The sequence below is a fragment of the Corallococcus exercitus genome (assembly GCF_003611585.1).
Taxonomy (GTDB): Bacteria; Myxococcota; Myxococcia; order Myxococcales; family Myxococcaceae; genus Corallococcus; species Corallococcus exercitus.
The window spans coordinates 12,834-27,683 of the sequence record NZ_RAVW01000090.1; the positions used below are offsets into that span (position 1 = coordinate 12,834).

13 protein-coding genes are annotated in these 14,850 nt (G+C 68.6%); 9 read left to right on the forward strand and 4 right to left on the reverse strand.

What is annotated here, in order from left to right; genetic code table 11:
• Positions 1–88: 88 nt before the first annotated feature.
• Genes metF through D7W79_RS13830 form a run of 3 tightly spaced genes read left to right on the forward strand, consistent with a single transcriptional unit; the run spans position 89 to position 2,432 of the window.
• Positions 89–961 carry a methylenetetrahydrofolate reductase [NAD(P)H] gene (metF, locus tag D7W79_RS13820; RefSeq protein WP_120525842.1) on the forward strand — a complete coding sequence of 291 codons (873 nt, stop codon included), beginning with the start codon at positions 89–91 and terminating at the stop codon, positions 959–961.
• A complete protein-coding gene (locus D7W79_RS13825; RefSeq protein ID WP_120525843.1) occupies positions 958–1,380 on the forward strand; it encodes a hypothetical protein in 423 nt (140 codons plus the stop codon). Before metF ends, D7W79_RS13825 begins: the two co-directional genes overlap by 4 nt.
• Positions 1,377–2,432 (forward strand): homoserine dehydrogenase, encoded by a 1,056-nt coding sequence (locus D7W79_RS13830; RefSeq protein ID WP_120525844.1) that lies wholly within the window; start codon positions 1,377–1,379, stop codon positions 2,430–2,432. The genes D7W79_RS13825 and D7W79_RS13830 overlap by 4 nt, the downstream gene beginning before the upstream one ends.
• Positions 2,433–2,434: 2 nt before the next feature.
• Here D7W79_RS13830 and D7W79_RS13835 read toward each other — a convergent pair whose 3' ends face one another.
• On the reverse strand, positions 2,435–3,370 hold the full coding sequence (locus tag D7W79_RS13835; RefSeq protein WP_120525845.1) for an ADP-ribosylglycohydrolase family protein: 936 nt from the start codon (positions 3,368–3,370) through the stop codon (positions 2,435–2,437).
• 156 nt (positions 3,371–3,526) lie between these two features.
• Here D7W79_RS13835 and D7W79_RS13840 point away from each other — a divergent pair, with 156 nt between their 5' ends.
• The 4 genes from D7W79_RS13840 (at position 3,527) to D7W79_RS13855 (ending at position 9,710) form a co-directional block, all read left to right on the forward strand.
• Positions 3,527–6,670, forward strand: coding sequence for a choice-of-anchor D domain-containing protein (locus D7W79_RS13840; protein WP_120525846.1), 3,144 nt, complete (start codon positions 3,527–3,529; stop codon positions 6,668–6,670).
• 149 nt (positions 6,671–6,819) lie between these two features.
• Positions 6,820–7,845: an aldo/keto reductase gene (locus D7W79_RS13845; protein WP_120525847.1), complete on the forward strand. Its 1,026-nt coding sequence runs from the start codon at positions 6,820–6,822 to the stop codon at positions 7,843–7,845.
• A 21-nt stretch (positions 7,846–7,866) separates the two neighbouring features.
• Positions 7,867–8,859: an aldo/keto reductase gene (locus D7W79_RS13850; RefSeq protein WP_120525854.1), complete on the forward strand. Its 993-nt coding sequence runs from the start codon at positions 7,867–7,869 to the stop codon at positions 8,857–8,859.
• A gap of 23 nt (positions 8,860–8,882) precedes the next feature.
• Entirely contained in the window at positions 8,883–9,710 is an 828-nt protein-coding gene (locus D7W79_RS13855; RefSeq protein ID WP_244221760.1) for a helix-turn-helix transcriptional regulator, read from the forward strand.
• A 9-nt stretch (positions 9,711–9,719) separates the two neighbouring features.
• Here D7W79_RS13855 and D7W79_RS13860 read toward each other — a convergent pair whose 3' ends face one another.
• Together D7W79_RS13860 and D7W79_RS13865 are read right to left on the reverse strand one after the other, a co-directional pair.
• The gene (locus D7W79_RS13860) at positions 9,720–11,258 is read right to left on the reverse strand and encodes an OmpA family protein (protein WP_158616960.1); all 1,539 of its coding nucleotides are present in this window, start codon (positions 11,256–11,258) and stop codon (positions 9,720–9,722) included.
• A 258-nt stretch (positions 11,259–11,516) separates the two neighbouring features.
• Positions 11,517–12,824, reverse strand: a complete 1,308-nt coding sequence (locus D7W79_RS13865; protein WP_147441917.1) for a hypothetical protein — start codon at positions 12,822–12,824, stop codon at positions 11,517–11,519.
• A gap of 164 nt (positions 12,825–12,988) precedes the next feature.
• Here D7W79_RS13865 and D7W79_RS13870 point away from each other — a divergent pair, with 164 nt between their 5' ends.
• The gene (locus D7W79_RS13870; protein ID WP_120525851.1) at positions 12,989–13,459 is read left to right on the forward strand and encodes a hypothetical protein; all 471 of its coding nucleotides are present in this window, start codon (positions 12,989–12,991) and stop codon (positions 13,457–13,459) included.
• 57 nt (positions 13,460–13,516) lie between these two features.
• On the opposite strand, the gene folD is transcribed toward D7W79_RS13870, so the two are convergent.
• A complete protein-coding gene (gene folD, locus D7W79_RS13875; RefSeq protein WP_120525852.1) occupies positions 13,517–14,368 on the reverse strand; it encodes a bifunctional methylenetetrahydrofolate dehydrogenase/methenyltetrahydrofolate cyclohydrolase FolD in 852 nt (283 codons plus the stop codon).
• A gap of 90 nt (positions 14,369–14,458) precedes the next feature.
• On the opposite strand from folD, the gene D7W79_RS13880 reads away from it, so the two are divergent.
• Positions 14,459–14,850: TerB family tellurite resistance protein (locus tag D7W79_RS13880; protein ID WP_244221761.1), on the forward strand; the 392-nt coding region annotated here is incomplete at its 3' end.

Below are 14,850 nucleotides of genomic sequence, written 5' to 3' on the forward strand. Positions count from 1 at the left end.
GGAAAGGGGGGTGGCGAAACGGCGCGGACTATAGCGGCGCACCTTCTCCGATCAAGGCCGACGCGGAAGGGACTAAACTCCTCCCGACATGAAGATTCGCAACTGTCTCAATCCCTCGAAGCCCAGCTTCTCCTTCGAGTTTTTTCCTCCCAAGACGGACGCGGGCGTGGCCTCGCTCCTGCGCACGGTGGAGGAGCTTGCGCCGCTGGAGCCGGGGTTCGTGTCGGTGACGTACGGGGCGGGCGGGAGCACGCGTGACCGGACGGTGGAGCTGGTCACGCACATCAAGAAGCAGTCCGGCATCGAGGCGATGGCGCACCTGACCTGCGTGGGACACACCCGCGACGAGCTTCGTGACGTGCTGCGCCGGCTCGACGCGGCAGGCATCGAGAACGTGCTCCTGCTTCGCGGGGACCCGCCGCAGGGCCAGACGAAGTTCGAGCCGGTGCCCGGGGGCTTCCGCTACGCGGAGGAGTTGGTCCGATTCGTCCGAGAAGAGGATTTCAACTTCTGCATCGGGGGTGCGTGCTATCCGGAGGGCCACGTGGAGACGGCGTCGCGCGAGGACGACCTCCAACACCTGAAGGCCAAGGTGGATGCGGGGATGGACTTCGTGGTGACGCAGCTCTTCTTCGACAACGCCTTCTATTTCGACTTCGTGGAGCGGGCGCGACGGGTGGGCATCAATGTCCCCATCGTCCCCGGCATCATGCCCATCACCAATTACGAGCAGGTCCAGCGCTTCACGCGCATGTGCGGCGCCACGGTGCCCATGCGTCTGGCGCTGCAGATGGAGCGCGTGAAGGATCAGCCGGATGCCGTCGTGCAGCTGGGCGTCGCGCACGCCACGGTGCAGTGCATGGAGCTGCTGGCGCGCGGCGTGCCGGGCATCCACTTCTACACGCTGAACAAGTCCCCCGCGACGCGGATGATCGTGGGCGCGCTGAAGGGGCGGTCATGAGCGGCCCCGGTCCGCAGCTGCCGCCGGGCGACCCGCGCCTCAAGATCTTCCAGATCGTGCGCTTCCCGGCGTTCTTCCTGCTCATCGTCGGCGTGCTGCACGTCGCCTTCAGCCTGCTGGGCGCGACGCTGGCGGCGCTGAAGGTGGCGTCGCCCTTCGCGACGCCGGGACAGGCGCCGGTGGTGCTGGAGTTCACGACGGGGTTCTCGCTGGCCATCGTGGGCGGAATCCTCTGCGGGCTCCTGGCCATCTGGGGCGCGTGGAACGCGATGAACCTCAAGGGCTACGGCCTGGCGACGGTGGGCGCCATCTGCGCGATGTACACGCTGACGCCCGGCTGTTTCGTGGGAGTCCCGGTGGCGGTGTGGATGCTCTTCACGCTGCGCCGCGACGGCGTGCGAGAGGCCTTCGCACCATGAACCCGCGCGCCGTCCGCACGGTGCGCTTCCTGCTCACGGGCCTGGGGAACGTGGGCGTGCCGCTGCTGGAGATCCTCCAGTCGCGCGCGTCGCTCCTGATGGAGCGCTACCGGCTGGAGCTGTTGCCGGTGGGGTTGGCGGACTCGGGCGGCGCGGCGGTGTCGCCGCACGGGCTGGACGTGGCGGCGGTGCTGGCGGTGAAGCGGGCGCGGCACTCCGTGGCGTCGCTGCCGGTCGTGGGCCGTCCGGGGATGAGCGGGCGCGACCTGGTGCGCGAGGTGAAGGCGGACCTCTTGCTGGAGGCGACGCCCACGAGCTTCCAGGACGGGCAGCCCGGGCTGGACATCACGCGGGACGCGCTGTCGCGCGGCGTGGCGGCGGTGCTCGCGAGCAAGGGGCCGCTGGTGCTGGGGTTCCAGGAGCTGGCTTCCTTGAGCGACCTGGAGTCGCCGGGCCGCCCTCCCCTGCGGTTCAGCGCCGCGGTGGGCGCGTCGATGCCGCTGGTGAACGTGGGCCGCCGGGACCTGGCGCTGGGGAAGCTGGGCCGGTTCGAGGGCGTGCTCAACAGCACCAGCCACCTGCTCCTGTGCCGCATGGCGGAGGGCAGGACGTACGAGGCCGCGCTGGCGGAGGCGCAGGCGCTGGGCATCGCGGAGACGGACCCCACGCTGGACGTGGACGGCTGGGACTCGGCGGGCAAGCTGGTCATCCTGGCCAACGCGGTGATGCGCGTGCCCACGACGCTGAAGGACGTGGCGGTGACGGGCATGCGCGGCGTGACGCGCGCGGAGCTGGACGCGGCGCGGGCGAAGGGCGGCCAGGTGCTGCTGCTGGCGCGCGGCGAGCCGCTGGGCGCGAACCGATGGGAGTGGAGCGTGCGGCCCACCGCCGTGGACGCGTCCCATCCCCTGGCCCGGCTGGGCGCGATGGAGATGGGCGCGGTGTTCCGCAGCGACCTGCACGGCGTAAACACCGTCATCAACGGTGAGCAGGGCGCCCGGGGCACGGGCGCGGCGATGCTGAAGGACGTGCTCGAAATCTTTCCGGACTGAGTTCAGCCCAGGGACTTCATCAGCCGCTCCAGGAGCGGTTCGACGAGCTCCTGTCCGCGCAGCTGGGAACGCCAGCGGTGCGGAATCCCGTTCAGGCCGTGGATGAGGCCCGCGATGCCGCCCGCCACGCAGGCCGTGGTGTCCGTGTCGTGGCCCAGCCGGATGGCGGACTTGACGACCTCTTCGTAGGTCCTGCCGTTCGCCACGCAGGCGCGAGCGGAGCGCAGGCAGTCCACGACGTAGCCGCCGCCCGTGCCGGGTGCCGGATCATCCGGGCGGATGTGAGCTTCCAGCTCGTCCCGCTGCGGGAAGCCCTCGACGTACAGGTCACGGAAGGTGGCCACGGCTTCGGCCCACGGATCCGCCGCGCCCTCCAGGATGCGGCGGGCCCAGAGGCAATACAGCGCGCAGCACACCTGGGCGCGCACGTGGCCGTGCGTCACGCGCGACTGCGCCATGGCGTCCGAAACCAGGGCCGCATCCTTGCCCTGATGCCACAGGGCCAATGGCAGCACACGCATCAGCGAGCCATTGCCGTTGTCCATCGTGCCGTTGGGGCCGGCGAGCATCGCGGGCGTTCCATCGCGCAGCCTGCGCAGCGCCGTGCTGGTCTGGATGCCCACGTCGAACACGTCGCCGTCCACGGCGAGGTAGCCCCAGTCCTGCCAGTTCACCAGCCGGCGGCCCAGGTCCTCGCAGTCGAGCCGCTTCTGATGTGTCAGCGAGTCCAGCAGGCACAACGCATGCGCGCCGTCGTCCGACCACGTCCCCGGAGGAACGCGCTCATGCGCGCGGCCGAAGCCCGGCGGCGGGTCGTATTCAATGGCCTCGGGAGGCGGAATCACTTCTGGCCGGTGGAACTCGTAGGGCACCCCGAGCGCGTCTCCGACGAGCAGCCCGTACAGTCCTCCCGCGATGCGTTCAGCGCGCTGCACCATGTCCCAACCTCCCAGGTCCGTGCTCCTTCAAGATAGTGTCTCAATGACACTATCCATGTAAAGGCTGACGGCTCGCGCGGTGTTCACGGTTCATGCGAAGCTCTTGCCCCCTTCCTTCCAGGAACGGGATTTCCCATCCTCACGAGAGGCGCTCCGATGCGTCGACTCACCCTGCTGACTGCCCTCTGCCTGTCTGTCCTTACCGCCTGCTCCCCGGTGGAGCCCGACGCGCCTGAGCCGCCCGAGACGCTGGGCGAAGCCTCGCAGTCCCAGAGCGTGCAGCTGGAGAAGACCTATAACGTCACGGTGAGGTGGGATGGCGCGACCAAGTGCCCCACCTGCTCGCAGGCGGGCTACGCCTGCTCGGACAATACGGGGAACTGGAACGGTGGGGTCCAGAGCTTCAAGGATCCCCTCCCTACCGGCTGGGTGGCGACGCAAGTCCTCGTGGACGTCGCGGCCCGGGGCTACGGCGGTGGCTTCTTTTCGGCCTTGCTCAACGATCTGGATCTGGGGGGAGGCAGCCTGCCCAACCCTGGGTGGTTGGGTTGCGGCAGGTGTGATCTGCGCTCCCTTCATTCCCCGTACATCGAGGAGGGCCTGCCCGGCTACCAATACGGCAAGTTCAACTCCTTCAAGCTGCGCACGAAGGAGACCAACTGCTTCGCCTCCGCGGAGCTCCGCATCCAGGCGACGCGCCCCCTGCTCACGTACAGCACCGACTCCCTGTCGTTCGGTTCGGTCAACGTGGGTGCGTCCGCGACGCAGAAGGTGCTCTTGACCAACGAGGGCCGCGCCCCGCTCGTCATCAGTGCCATGTCCGCCCCAGCGCCCTTCGCGCTGGCGCCCATCAGCCTGCCCTTCACGCTCAAGCGCAACGCCAGCCTGGTCGTGAACGTGACGTTCACGCCCAAGGACGACCGTGTCGCCTCCGGGAACCTGACCATCGTGAGCAGTGATCCCGACAAGCCCCAGATGCTGATCAAGCTCGAGGGGACCGGCGGCGGCGCCCCGAAGCTCCAGCTCAGCCCGACGTCGCTCGACTTCGGTGCCGTGCGGGTGGGCCTGAGCAAGAGCCTCCCCCTCCAGTTGAAGAACGTGGGGAACCTGCCACTCACGATCCCCGCCGTCCTGCCCCAGGCGCCCTTCTCCGTCAGCGGCTTCCCGTCGGGAGGCACCGTGCTGCAGCCCGGGAGTGCCCTCTCCATCACCGTGAACTACACGGCGGTGCCCGGGGAGGCCAACCAGCCGCTGTACATCCAGTCCAAGGAGTCCACGCCGCTCGCGGAGGTCGCGCTGCACGGCAAGGGCACCCAGCCCGCGATCTCCGTGGCCGCGACCGCGATGGACTTCGGCACGCACACGGCGGGCATCGGCCCGGTTCGCCAGACGCTGACGGTGGCCAACGAGGGCGAGGAGGACCTGGTCCTCACCGCCTTCGACGTGGCGTCGCCCTTCACCGTGGAGGCCGGCCTGCCGCTGACCCTCCAGGCCTGGGGACAGAAGGACCTGACGGTGGCCTTCACCCCCGAAGCGGGCCGCGCCTCGAAGGACCTCATCCTGCGGAGCAACGACCCGAAGAATCCCGCGTTCAAGGTGTCCCTCACGGGCACGGGCGTGGAGGTCCCCGCGCTCCAGGTCACCGGGCCTGATGGCGGCACGTCCCTGGAGTTCGGCTCGCGGGAGGTCAGCTCCGTCAGCGCACCCCAGACCCTGACGCTCAAGAACGTGGGCGCGGGGACGCTCGTGGTGGACGCCATCCAGGCGCCCACCGGCTTCGCCGTGACACCCGCTGGGCGGCTCAGCCTGGCGCCCGGCGCCGCGACCCAGGTCCAGGTGACCTTCGAGCCGCCGCATACCGCCCAGTTCACGCAGGAGCTGACGCTGAACGCGGATGGCCCTGGAGGCTCCACCCTGGTCGTGCCGCTCAGCGGCCTGGGCGTCGAGGGGAAGCTGACCGCCACCCCCTCCGCGCTGTCCTTCGCGCGCACGGAGGTGGGAAGCAGCAGCAAGGCCGTGCAGGTGACGCTCGTCAACACGGGGACGGACACCCTCACCCTCAGCACCATCGCGGTGGCGGGGCCGTTCTCGGCGGTGCTTCCGAAGCTCCCCCTGTCACTCACTCCGCGCGACGCGTTCACGATGGAGGTCAGCTTCAGCCCCCTCGAGGATGGTCCCGTGTCCGGCGTGCTCCGGGTGTTTTCCAACGCGCCGTCGTCGCCGACGGTGGTGAAGCTGGAGGGTGTAGGACTCCAGGCCATCGCCCAGGTCGGGAGCGAGGTGATGGAGTTCGGAGGCCAGCGGGTGGGCGGCGTGAGCGCGCCACGAGAGCTCACGCTGTACAACACGGGAAGCGAGTCGCTGAACGTGTCCGCGGTGAACGTGAGCGGTCCGTTCCTGCTCTCCGGGCTCAACGTGGGCACCAGCGTGCCGCCGGGCGGGAGCCGTACGTTCCAGGTCAACTACAAGCCCACCGAGGCCACGGCGGAGAACGGCGTGCTGGAGGTCCAGAGCAACGCGCCACACGCTGCCCAGGTGACGCTGCGAGGAACCGGAACGACGGCCTCGATCGAGGCCTCGGTGACGACGCTGACCTTCGGTCCCCAGTTCCTGGGAACGAATCCGCAGCGGGTCGTGGAGCTGCGCAACACCGGCACGAGCCCCATCACGCTCACGGGGTTGGATCCGGTGGACGGGTTCTCCGTGTCGGGACTGCCGCGGCCCCATCAACTGGAAGCCGGCACCAGTCACGCGTTCTCCGTGGCGTTCGAGCCGCCGCGGCCGGGCGAGTACGCCGGGACGCTCGCCTTGCGGCACGACGCGTCCGCCACCCCGCTGATGATCGCGGTGCAGGGGACCGGCGTCGCCCAGGCGCTGACGGTGACACCCGGAGCCATCGCCTTCGGCAACCAGCGGGTGAACGCCACCAGCCAGGCGCTGCCCCTGGAACTCGTGAACACAGGCAACGTGCCCGTCAGCGTGCAGGTAACGTCCTCCGATGCCGCCTTCCAGGTGGACGCGCGCGCGGTGGCCGAAGCCATCCCGGCGGGTGGCCGCGCCAGCGTGTCGGTGACGTTCCACCCGACGAGTACGGGCACGGTGCGCGGAGAGGTCCGCGTGGTGCCGAGCGGAGGCGGACTCGCCCCGACCGTCGTTCCCGTGGAAGGCATTGGCGAGGCCGTCAGCGTGAAGGGCAGCGGTTGCAACGTGGGGGGAGCCGGTGGGCTGTGGCTGCTGGCGGCGTGGGGTTGGGCCCTGAGGAGGACCCGGCGCGAGCGGCGGTCCTCCAGGAGCGCCTGACACTTGCGGTTGTGCCAGGCGCCCTGAGGCTGGTGGTGGCAGTCCCAGGATAAAGTCTCCCTCTGGCACCCCTTCACGCCGCTCGTATCTTGAGCGCCGTGAGCAGGCCGACCGGCGCGTCCGGTGGCCTGCGCCAAGGGGAACTTCGCATGCGTTATCGACTGTTCGGCCGCACGGGGCTTTACGTCTCGGAGCTGTGTTTCGGAGCAATGACATTCGGCGGGAAGGGCTTCTACGAGCCCATCGGGAAGACGGCCCAGGCCGAGGCCGACGAGCTCGTGTCCATCTCGCTCGAGAACGGCATCAACTTCTTCGACACCGCTGACGTCTACTCCGAGGGCGAGTCCGAGAAGATCCTCGGCAAGGCCCTCGGAGCGCGCCGCAAGGACGTCGTGCTCGCCACGAAGGTGCGCGGCAAGGTCGGGCCGGGTCCGAACCAGCAGGGCCTCTCCCGCGCGCACATCATGAGCTCCATCGAGGGCAGCCTGAAGCGCCTCGGGACCGACTGGGTCGACCTCTACCAGATTCACGGCTTCGACCCGGTGACCCCCTTCGACGAGACGCTGCGCGCGCTCGACGACGTGGTCCGTTCTGGCAAGGTGCGGTACGTCGGCTGCTCGAATCTCGCGGCATGGCAGCTCGCCAAGGCCAACGGCATCGCGGCGCACCATGGGTGGGCTCGCTTCGAGTCATTGCAAGCCCACTACACGATCGCCACCCGCGATCTCGAACGCGAGCTCGTGCCGCTCCTGAACGACTCGCGGATGGGGCTCATGGTCTGGAGCCCGCTCTCCGGCGGCCTGCTGTCCGGAAAGCAGGGGCGCGACGGCAAGGGCCCTGAAGGCTCGCGCCGAGCCAGCTTCGACTTCCCGCCCGTCAACAAGGACCGCGCCTTCGACTGCATCGACGCGATGCGGAAGATTGGCGACGCCAGGGGCGCGAGCGTCGCATGCGTCGCGCTTGCGTGGCTGCTCGCGAAGCCCCACGTCTCCGCGATCATTGTCGGCGCGAAGAACGCGGAGCAGCTCAGGGACAACCTGAAGGCGAGCGACTTCGTGCTCGACCCCGCGGAGCTCGCCGAACTCGACGCGGTGAGCGCACTGCCCGCCGAGTACCCGGGCTGGATGATCGACTTCCTGGGCAACCTGGGCCGAGCGCCGAAGAACGCTCGCTGACGTCAACGGGTGACGATGATGATTCCAAAGCGCAAGCTTGGACGGGGGCTGGAAGTCTCGGCGCTCGGCCTCGGCTGTATGGGCATGAGCTTCTTCTACGGTCCGCCCAAGGACACCGCGGAGATGACGAAGCTGCTGCGCACGGCGGTTGACCTTGGCGTGACGTTCTTCGACACCGCAGAAGTCTACGGACCTTTTCTCAACGAGGAGTTGGTCGGTGCGGCACTCGCGCCAGTGCGCGATCAGGTGGTCATCGCCACGAAGTTCGGCATCAAGCACGGCGAGAACGGGCCGAGCCCGCTGTCGGGGGTTGATAGCCGGCCCGAGCAGATACGCCGGGTGACGGATGCATCCCTGAAGCGGCTGCGGACCGACCGAATCGACCTGCTCTACCAGCACCGTGTCGACCCCGCGGTGCCCATCGAGGACGTCGCCGGCACCGTGAAGGACCTCATCGCCGAAGGGAAGGTCAAACACTTTGGCCTCTCGGAGGCCGGCGCGGCGACGATCCGCCGCGCGCACGCCGTGCAGCCCGTGACGGCGTTGCAGAGCGAGTACTCGCTCTGGATGCGAGAGCATGAGGCCGAAATCATTCCAACGCTCGAAGCGCTGGGCATCGGGCTGGTGCCCTTCAGCCCCCTTGGGAAAGGCTTTCTGACCGGCACGATGGACGCCAGCACGCCGTTGGCCGGCGACGACCTCCGCCGGCTCCTGCCGCGCTTCTCCCAGGATGCGATGGAGGCGAACCAGGCGCTCGTCAGCCTGCTGCGGCAAATCGCCGACGACAAGCGGGCCACGCCAGCCCAGATTGCGCTTGCCTGGGTGCTGGCCCAGAAGCCCTGGTTCGTTCCAATCCCTGGCACGACGAAGTTGCACCGGTTGGAAGAGAACCTGGGCGCGCTCGACGTCGAGCTGACACAGGGCGACCTGCAGCGCATCGAGGAGGCCTCGGCTCAAATCCGGATTCAGGGCGCGCGAGTGCCCGAGCGGCTCCAGGCTCAGTTTGGACGATGACTCTCTCTGCTAACCTGTGGTCCGTGACCGCCGCGTCTCCGTCGTCTCCACGCTCCGAGCTGGCGCACTTTCTCCGAACCCGCCGGGCGCGGCTGCGGCCGTCCGATGTGGGGCTGCCCGAGGGCGCGCGGCGGCGCACGCCGGGGCTGCGGCGTGAGGAGGTCGCGCAGCTCGCCGACGTGGGGGCGAGTTGGTACACGTGGCTCGAGCAGGGGCGCGACATCCAGGTTTCGGAGGCGATGCTCGAGCGACTGTCGAGCGCGCTGCGCCTCAATGCGGCGGAACGTTCGTACCTGTTCGAGCTTGCCCAAGGTCGCTCGCCCCGTCCGGTCGCCGCGACGCCGCCGATCGTGAGCCCCCTGCTCGCGCTCACGATCGAGGCGCATCGTCATCCGGCGGTTGTCTCGACCTTGCGCTGGGACGTCGTCGCGATGAACGGGCCCGCGCTGAAGCTTTGGGGGGATCAGCGTGGCACGAATGCCCTGCGGAACATCTTCCTCGGCAAGGTACCGCCGCTCGCCACGGTGGAGCGCGAGGCCCACGCACGAAACCTCGTTGCGCGCTTTCGCGCGGAAGCCGCGCGCGCGAGTGCGCATGAGCAGTTCCAGGAGATTGTGGACGAGCTGAGTGCGAGGAGCCCCGAGTTCCGCCGGCTCTGGACGCAGCATGACCTGGATGCCGAGCCCGAGGGCACGAAGATCGTTGACCTCCCCGGAACCGGCCGCATCGAGCTCGCGCACATGGCGCTGATGCACATCGAGCCGGACGCACGCACGCTGCGGGTCCTCTTCTATTCTCCCGTCGGCCCCGAGAGCGCGCAGCGAATGGCGCGTGCGCTCGCGGAGCGCTGAACCCTGGATTCAGGGGAGCGGCGGCCCGGGAATCGTGCGGGCCGCAGGAGGCTCGCCCAGGATGAGCAGCAGCTCCGCGCGGCGGTTCTCGCCGCGGCCTGCTTGAGTCCCGTTGGAGCTCGCGGGCCGGCGTGCACCGAGCCCCCGGGCCTCCAGCCGGTCGGCCGGGACGCCCTTGCGCAGAAGGTAGTCGCGCACGGCCTCCGCGCGGGCGAGGGACAGGCGCTGATTGGACGCAGAGGACCCTTCCGCGTCCGTGTGACCCTCGATGACGACGCGCTCTACCTCTGGATGCTCCAGGAGCACCCGCGCCACTTCATCCAGCACGCGCGAGCGGCCCGGCAGCGTCGTCGCGCCGACCTCGAAGAAGACCTGGCCATGGAGGACCAGACGCTCGCGGGTCAGGGTGACGAGCGGGTCACTGGACTCAGGGCAACCGCCGTGCTCACGGGTTCCCTGCTCATGGATGCAGGCATCCAGCGCGTCCACGACGCCGTCCCCATCCGTGTCGGTGTCGGTGACCGGCACGTCCTTGGCGGGCTCGGGAGGCGGAGGTTCCGAGGGCGTGGGTTCGGGTTCGAGCTGGGGTTCGGCGGGGGCGCGTGGCAGTCCCTGGACGATCTCGTAGACGATGTCCTCCGGGGGCGGAGGTGGCGCCTTGTCGAAGAGCAGAGCCAGTCCCGCGAGCACCCGGAAGCGAGGGGACCCCGGCTCGGAGCCCACGCCCGCTCCGCCCATGGCGAAGAACTCCCAGGGCCGGGCGGGGGCGTAGCGCAGGCCCCCGAGCAGCTCACCGCTGGTGCGCTGCTGCCGCCAGGAGTACGCACCGTTCGCGGACACCTCCGCGCGCAGGGCGTATCCCACCGTCAGTCCCCCCCCGGCCCGCAGCTCGTTGCCCACGCCGTTGAGGCTGTCCACGCCGGAGTCCGTCGACACGGCACGACGCAGGAGCACGCCCACTTCCAGCGCCGGAGCCACGGGTCCCCAGCGCTTCCCCACCATGAGCCGTCCCTGACCGCGGACACCCTGGTCTCGAGCGAGCGCACCCGAGCCGCCCACGGGCAGCCGCACGTCCAGGTCGAGCGCCAGGTGGAAAGCCTCGGGAGCGGAGGTGCCCAGCAATCCCAGCCGGGCCGCGATCCTCGGAGCCCCCAGCCCGCTGCGTGACGGCGGGGAGATGGACAGCACGGTGCTCACGTCCGCGCCGCTCTGGTGGATGACGCCAGGGAGCTGGGCCTGAAGCTCCAGCCAGGGGAGCACCCCAACGGCCAGCGACACCAGTCCGGTGGTCCGGGACAGGACGAGCGGGTACTCGTCCGACCCGTTCAGGATCGTCAGGGGCGCCCGCTGGTAGTGCGCCATCAGGGAGACGCGCACCGCCCCTGGCGCCAGCAGCTCGCCGCTTCCGAGCGCCAAAGGCCCCAGCCCCGGGTTCGGATCCAGGCGCTCCAGGGAGAACGTCGGCAAAGGCGTGGCGTCCTGGGCACGCGCGGGGCTTGCGAACAGCAGCAGCCCCAGCGCGGCCCCGCCACGGACGCATCGGTGCAAGGCCGGACCCATGCGCCCATCATCCGTCAGGTTCCGTCCGGGGCGAAGGGGAATGGCGGTACGTCCTCACCACGATGCTTTCAGCTACCGGCACGTGCCATTTACACACAAAGCAATTTCTGGTCGACGGGGCCGCCGATGCAATCCCCATGGGTCTTCGCCGAGCAATGGCAGACATTGGCGAAGCGGGTTGGATCGGCGATGGGTTCCGCGATGATTCTCGTCGCCTGCTGTCCTCGTACGGGCAGGAGGGCCGGGCTACTTCCGGGCCTCGTTCGCGGCAAGTGCATCCCATCGTTGCTCGATGAGATGAATGTCTCGTCGAGTCTTACGCTCTTGAATCCATTGGCCCTGGGACTGTGGTTTTGCGCGGAACTGCTGTAGCTCCTCCGTGGTCAGTGGGAGCAACACCCAGAGATCGACCCGCCGGGTGGGTTCCGGCTGCAGGTGGCCGAACGGCCAGAACATGACCGCGGCAATCCCCTGCATCGGTGAGGGCAGGACAAACCGGTCGAACGCACGGAACGGCCGAGAACCGTCGTGGGCGTGGAAGCTCTGACCTGCCCATGCGAGCACATTGCTTGCCCAGCCACCCAACCGCCCCGCGTGCACCACCAACTCGACGTGGGTGTTCTGGTCTTCTGGGCGTCCACCCGGCTGAGCCGCATCACTCACGCCGTTGGTCATCGCGTAGCACTCACCACCGAGGAAGAAATGCTCCTGAGCGCCGTGCTGTGCGCCGCGGGCAAGATGGTAGTGACTATGAGGGCCGATCAGCGCAGCCAGCGCGCGCTTTCGCCCCACGCACGCCCGGCCACGAGCGGCCGCCTCCAGCCCGGGCACGGGTTTCGTGGGCTGGAGCCAGACCGCGCCAGACAGCTCCGCCTCGACCCGGAACTCGCCGGCCTTCGACCCGAACACAGTGCCCAAAGGCAACGGCCCATTCGAAATCATCGCCTGCATGACCGCGTAGGCAGTTGACTCAAAGAGTTCCTGTCGCGACGGGTCCATGGGCATCGCAATCTCAGGCAACCCGAAACCGCGAAGGCCCGAGCTTTCAATCCACCCGGAAGCACGACCCAGGTGATACGACCAGAGCGGGCCGGGGTTCAATTTCGCGATGTAGTCTTTTGCATCAGCAACAAAGGCGCCGACAGGGAAGGCCATGTAGCCGGCCAGCGGCTGTATCACGGCGGTTACAAGCGCGGCGAGCTTGCACACCATCGCGGTGAGTTGCAGATAGCGATCCGTGGTGATGGATGCGCTCACCCCCTTGAAGCCCATCGAAGACAGGACCTCCGGCGAGGTGTTCCGGCCGAGCCAGGCCTCGTGGGGTGCGAGGAACTCCACGCTCGTCGCACCAATCGGCGCCGTGCTCGACGCGTAGCTCCAATCCAACCTGTTTGGAACCTGCGTGGCAGCGATCCGGACAACGAAGAAATCAGAGATGCGGAGGGTCTGACCTTCAAGTCTTGGATTGAAGTCAGCGAGTGCCGCAGCGACAGCCTCGAGTCCCACCTTTGAGTTCAAAGGAAGAACAGCCCAGGTCAGCAATTGGCCCGTCATCGGAGGAAACCTTGGGAACGTGTGGAAGGCGGGTGGCCAGATAGCAAGACTCCCTCGTCCGGCCAAGCGTCACACGCCATCGATGGGCGACCCGCTTTTCCTTGGGGGGCGCGCACGGCGTTCGCGTATACACGGCGCCATCATCCAGGAGAACGAGACAGCTCATGGTGCAACACGATGAACGCGACGGGAACATCGGACCGCTCTACACATTGACGGAAACCACGCTGCGCAGGCAGAGCAAGGGCCTGGTCGGATCCGGGATCGACGAGTCCTTCCCGGTCGCCAGCATCGACGGTTTCTATGCGGTCGCGTACGACGTCAAGTCACTGACCGGTGTGGTGAAGAGTCAGCCTGATCAGTTCCTGTTCTCGTGGCGTACTCCCGAGGGGAAGCGACGCACCGAGGTCTGGATGGTCGCGGTCCGGACCGCCAGCTTCCAGCAGTTCCTCGCGGAGCTCGCGCGCCTGCGGCCGGAGGCCGACCTGCGCAAGCTCCCGATCAACGAGGCCCACAAGCGCCTGGGCAAGACGAGCCTCACCCGGGTCGCGGTGATCACCGTCGCGGCCGTCCTGGCGCTCAGTTGCCTGGGCATCCCGGCCGTCATCGCGCTCGTCGCCGCGCTCGGAAACTAGCGTGACCCGCTCCGCCTCCCTGTCTTCGCATGAGACAGGGAGGCCCGGAGTTCCGGCTCACTTCCCCGCGCGCTGAGCCGCCTCCAGCGTGTTCTTCATCAGCATGGCGATGGTCATCGGCCCCACCCCACCCGGCACCGGCGTGATGAACGACGCGCGCTCCGCCGCCGCGGCGAACTCCACGTCGCCCACCAGCTTGCCGTCCGCCTTGCGGTTCATGCCCACGTCAATCACCACCGCGCCGGGCTTGATCCACGCGCCCTTCACCAGCTCCGGCACGCCCACCGCCACCACCAGGATGTCCGCCTGCGCCACCTCCGCCGGCAGGTCGCTCTTGCGGTGGCACACCGTCACCGTCGCGTCCTTCTGGAGCAGCATCAGCGCTTGCGGCTTGCCCACGATGTTGCTGCGGCCCACCACCACCGCGCGCTTGCCCGCCGGATTGCAGCCGACCTCTTCCAGGAGCCGCATCACGCCATACGGCGTGCACGCCCGCGTCGCCGGCCGCCCCAGGAGCAGATTTCCCGCGTTCATCGGGTGGAAGCCGTCCGCGTCCTTCTCCGGCTTCACCGCGGAGATGATGGCGTCCGCGTCGATGTGCTTGGGCAGGGGCAGCTGCACCAGGATGCCGTGCACCGCCGGGTCCTCGTTCAGCCGGTGCACCAGCGCCAGCAGCTCCTGCTGGGTGATGGTCTCGTCCGGGTGGTGCTCCCAGGAGTTGAAGCCCACCTCCTCGGCGGCCTTCTTCTTCCCCGTCACGTAAATCTTGGAAGCCGGGTCCTCTCCCACGCGCACCACGGCGAGTCCCGGGGTGATGCCGCGCTCCGCCTTCAGGCGCGCCACCTCCTCCTTGATCTCCGCCCGCACGCGCGCCGCCACTGCCTTGCCGTCGATCAACTGAGCCGTCATGAGACCCACCTTATGCAAGACTGACCCGGCACAAGGGAGCGAAGCGACGGCATGGGTGCGGGAAAAGTTCTCGGGGCGATGTTGGGTCTCATGGCCGGCCTCCTCCTCGGCGGGCCCTGGGCCATCGTGCTCGGGCTCATCGTGGGCACGGGCCTGGGCCACTACTTCGACGAACAGCACGCCGCGCCCCCGGACTTCCCAGAGCTGTTCAGCGACTTCCCCGCCTCCTTCGAACCGCCGCCCAAGCAGGCCCCCCTCTCCCAGGGCCCGGGCGAGTTCCCCATCGTCCAGGCCCCGGACGAGGACCCGCTCGACCGCGACATCACCGCCCTCTTCGTGGACGTGGCCCGCGCCGACGGCGACATGCGCCGCGAGGAGGTCCGCGAAGTCCGCCGCTACTTCGAGGAGGTCCTCCACGCCGACACCCACACCGTCCAGGCCGTGCGCCGCCACCTCAAGGACTTCCTCACCCGCCCCGCCAC

What these genes read in the sequence shown, in the direction of transcription:
- metF (WP_120525842.1), top strand. Translation starts at nt 89, where the DNA reads ATGAAGATTCGCAACTGTCTCAATCCCTCGAAGCCCAGCTTCTCCTTC.
- D7W79_RS13825 (WP_120525843.1), top strand. Translation starts at nt 958, where the DNA reads ATGAGCGGCCCCGGTCCGCAGCTGCCGCCGGGCGACCCGCGCCTCAAG.
- D7W79_RS13830 (WP_120525844.1), top strand. Translation starts at nt 1,377, where the DNA reads ATGAACCCGCGCGCCGTCCGCACGGTGCGCTTCCTGCTCACGGGCCTG.
- D7W79_RS13835 (WP_120525845.1), bottom strand. Translation starts at nt 3,370, where the DNA reads ATGGTGCAGCGCGCTGAACGCATCGCGGGAGGACTGTACGGGCTGCTC.
- D7W79_RS13840 (WP_120525846.1), top strand. Translation starts at nt 3,527, where the DNA reads ATGCGTCGACTCACCCTGCTGACTGCCCTCTGCCTGTCTGTCCTTACC.
- D7W79_RS13845 (WP_120525847.1), top strand. Translation starts at nt 6,820, where the DNA reads ATGCGTTATCGACTGTTCGGCCGCACGGGGCTTTACGTCTCGGAGCTG.
- D7W79_RS13865 (WP_147441917.1), bottom strand. Translation starts at nt 12,824, where the DNA reads ATGACGGGCCAATTGCTGACCTGGGCTGTTCTTCCTTTGAACTCAAAG.
- D7W79_RS13870 (WP_120525851.1), top strand. Translation starts at nt 12,989, where the DNA reads ATGGTGCAACACGATGAACGCGACGGGAACATCGGACCGCTCTACACA.
- folD (WP_120525852.1), bottom strand. Translation starts at nt 14,368, where the DNA reads ATGACGGCTCAGTTGATCGACGGCAAGGCAGTGGCGGCGCGCGTGCGG.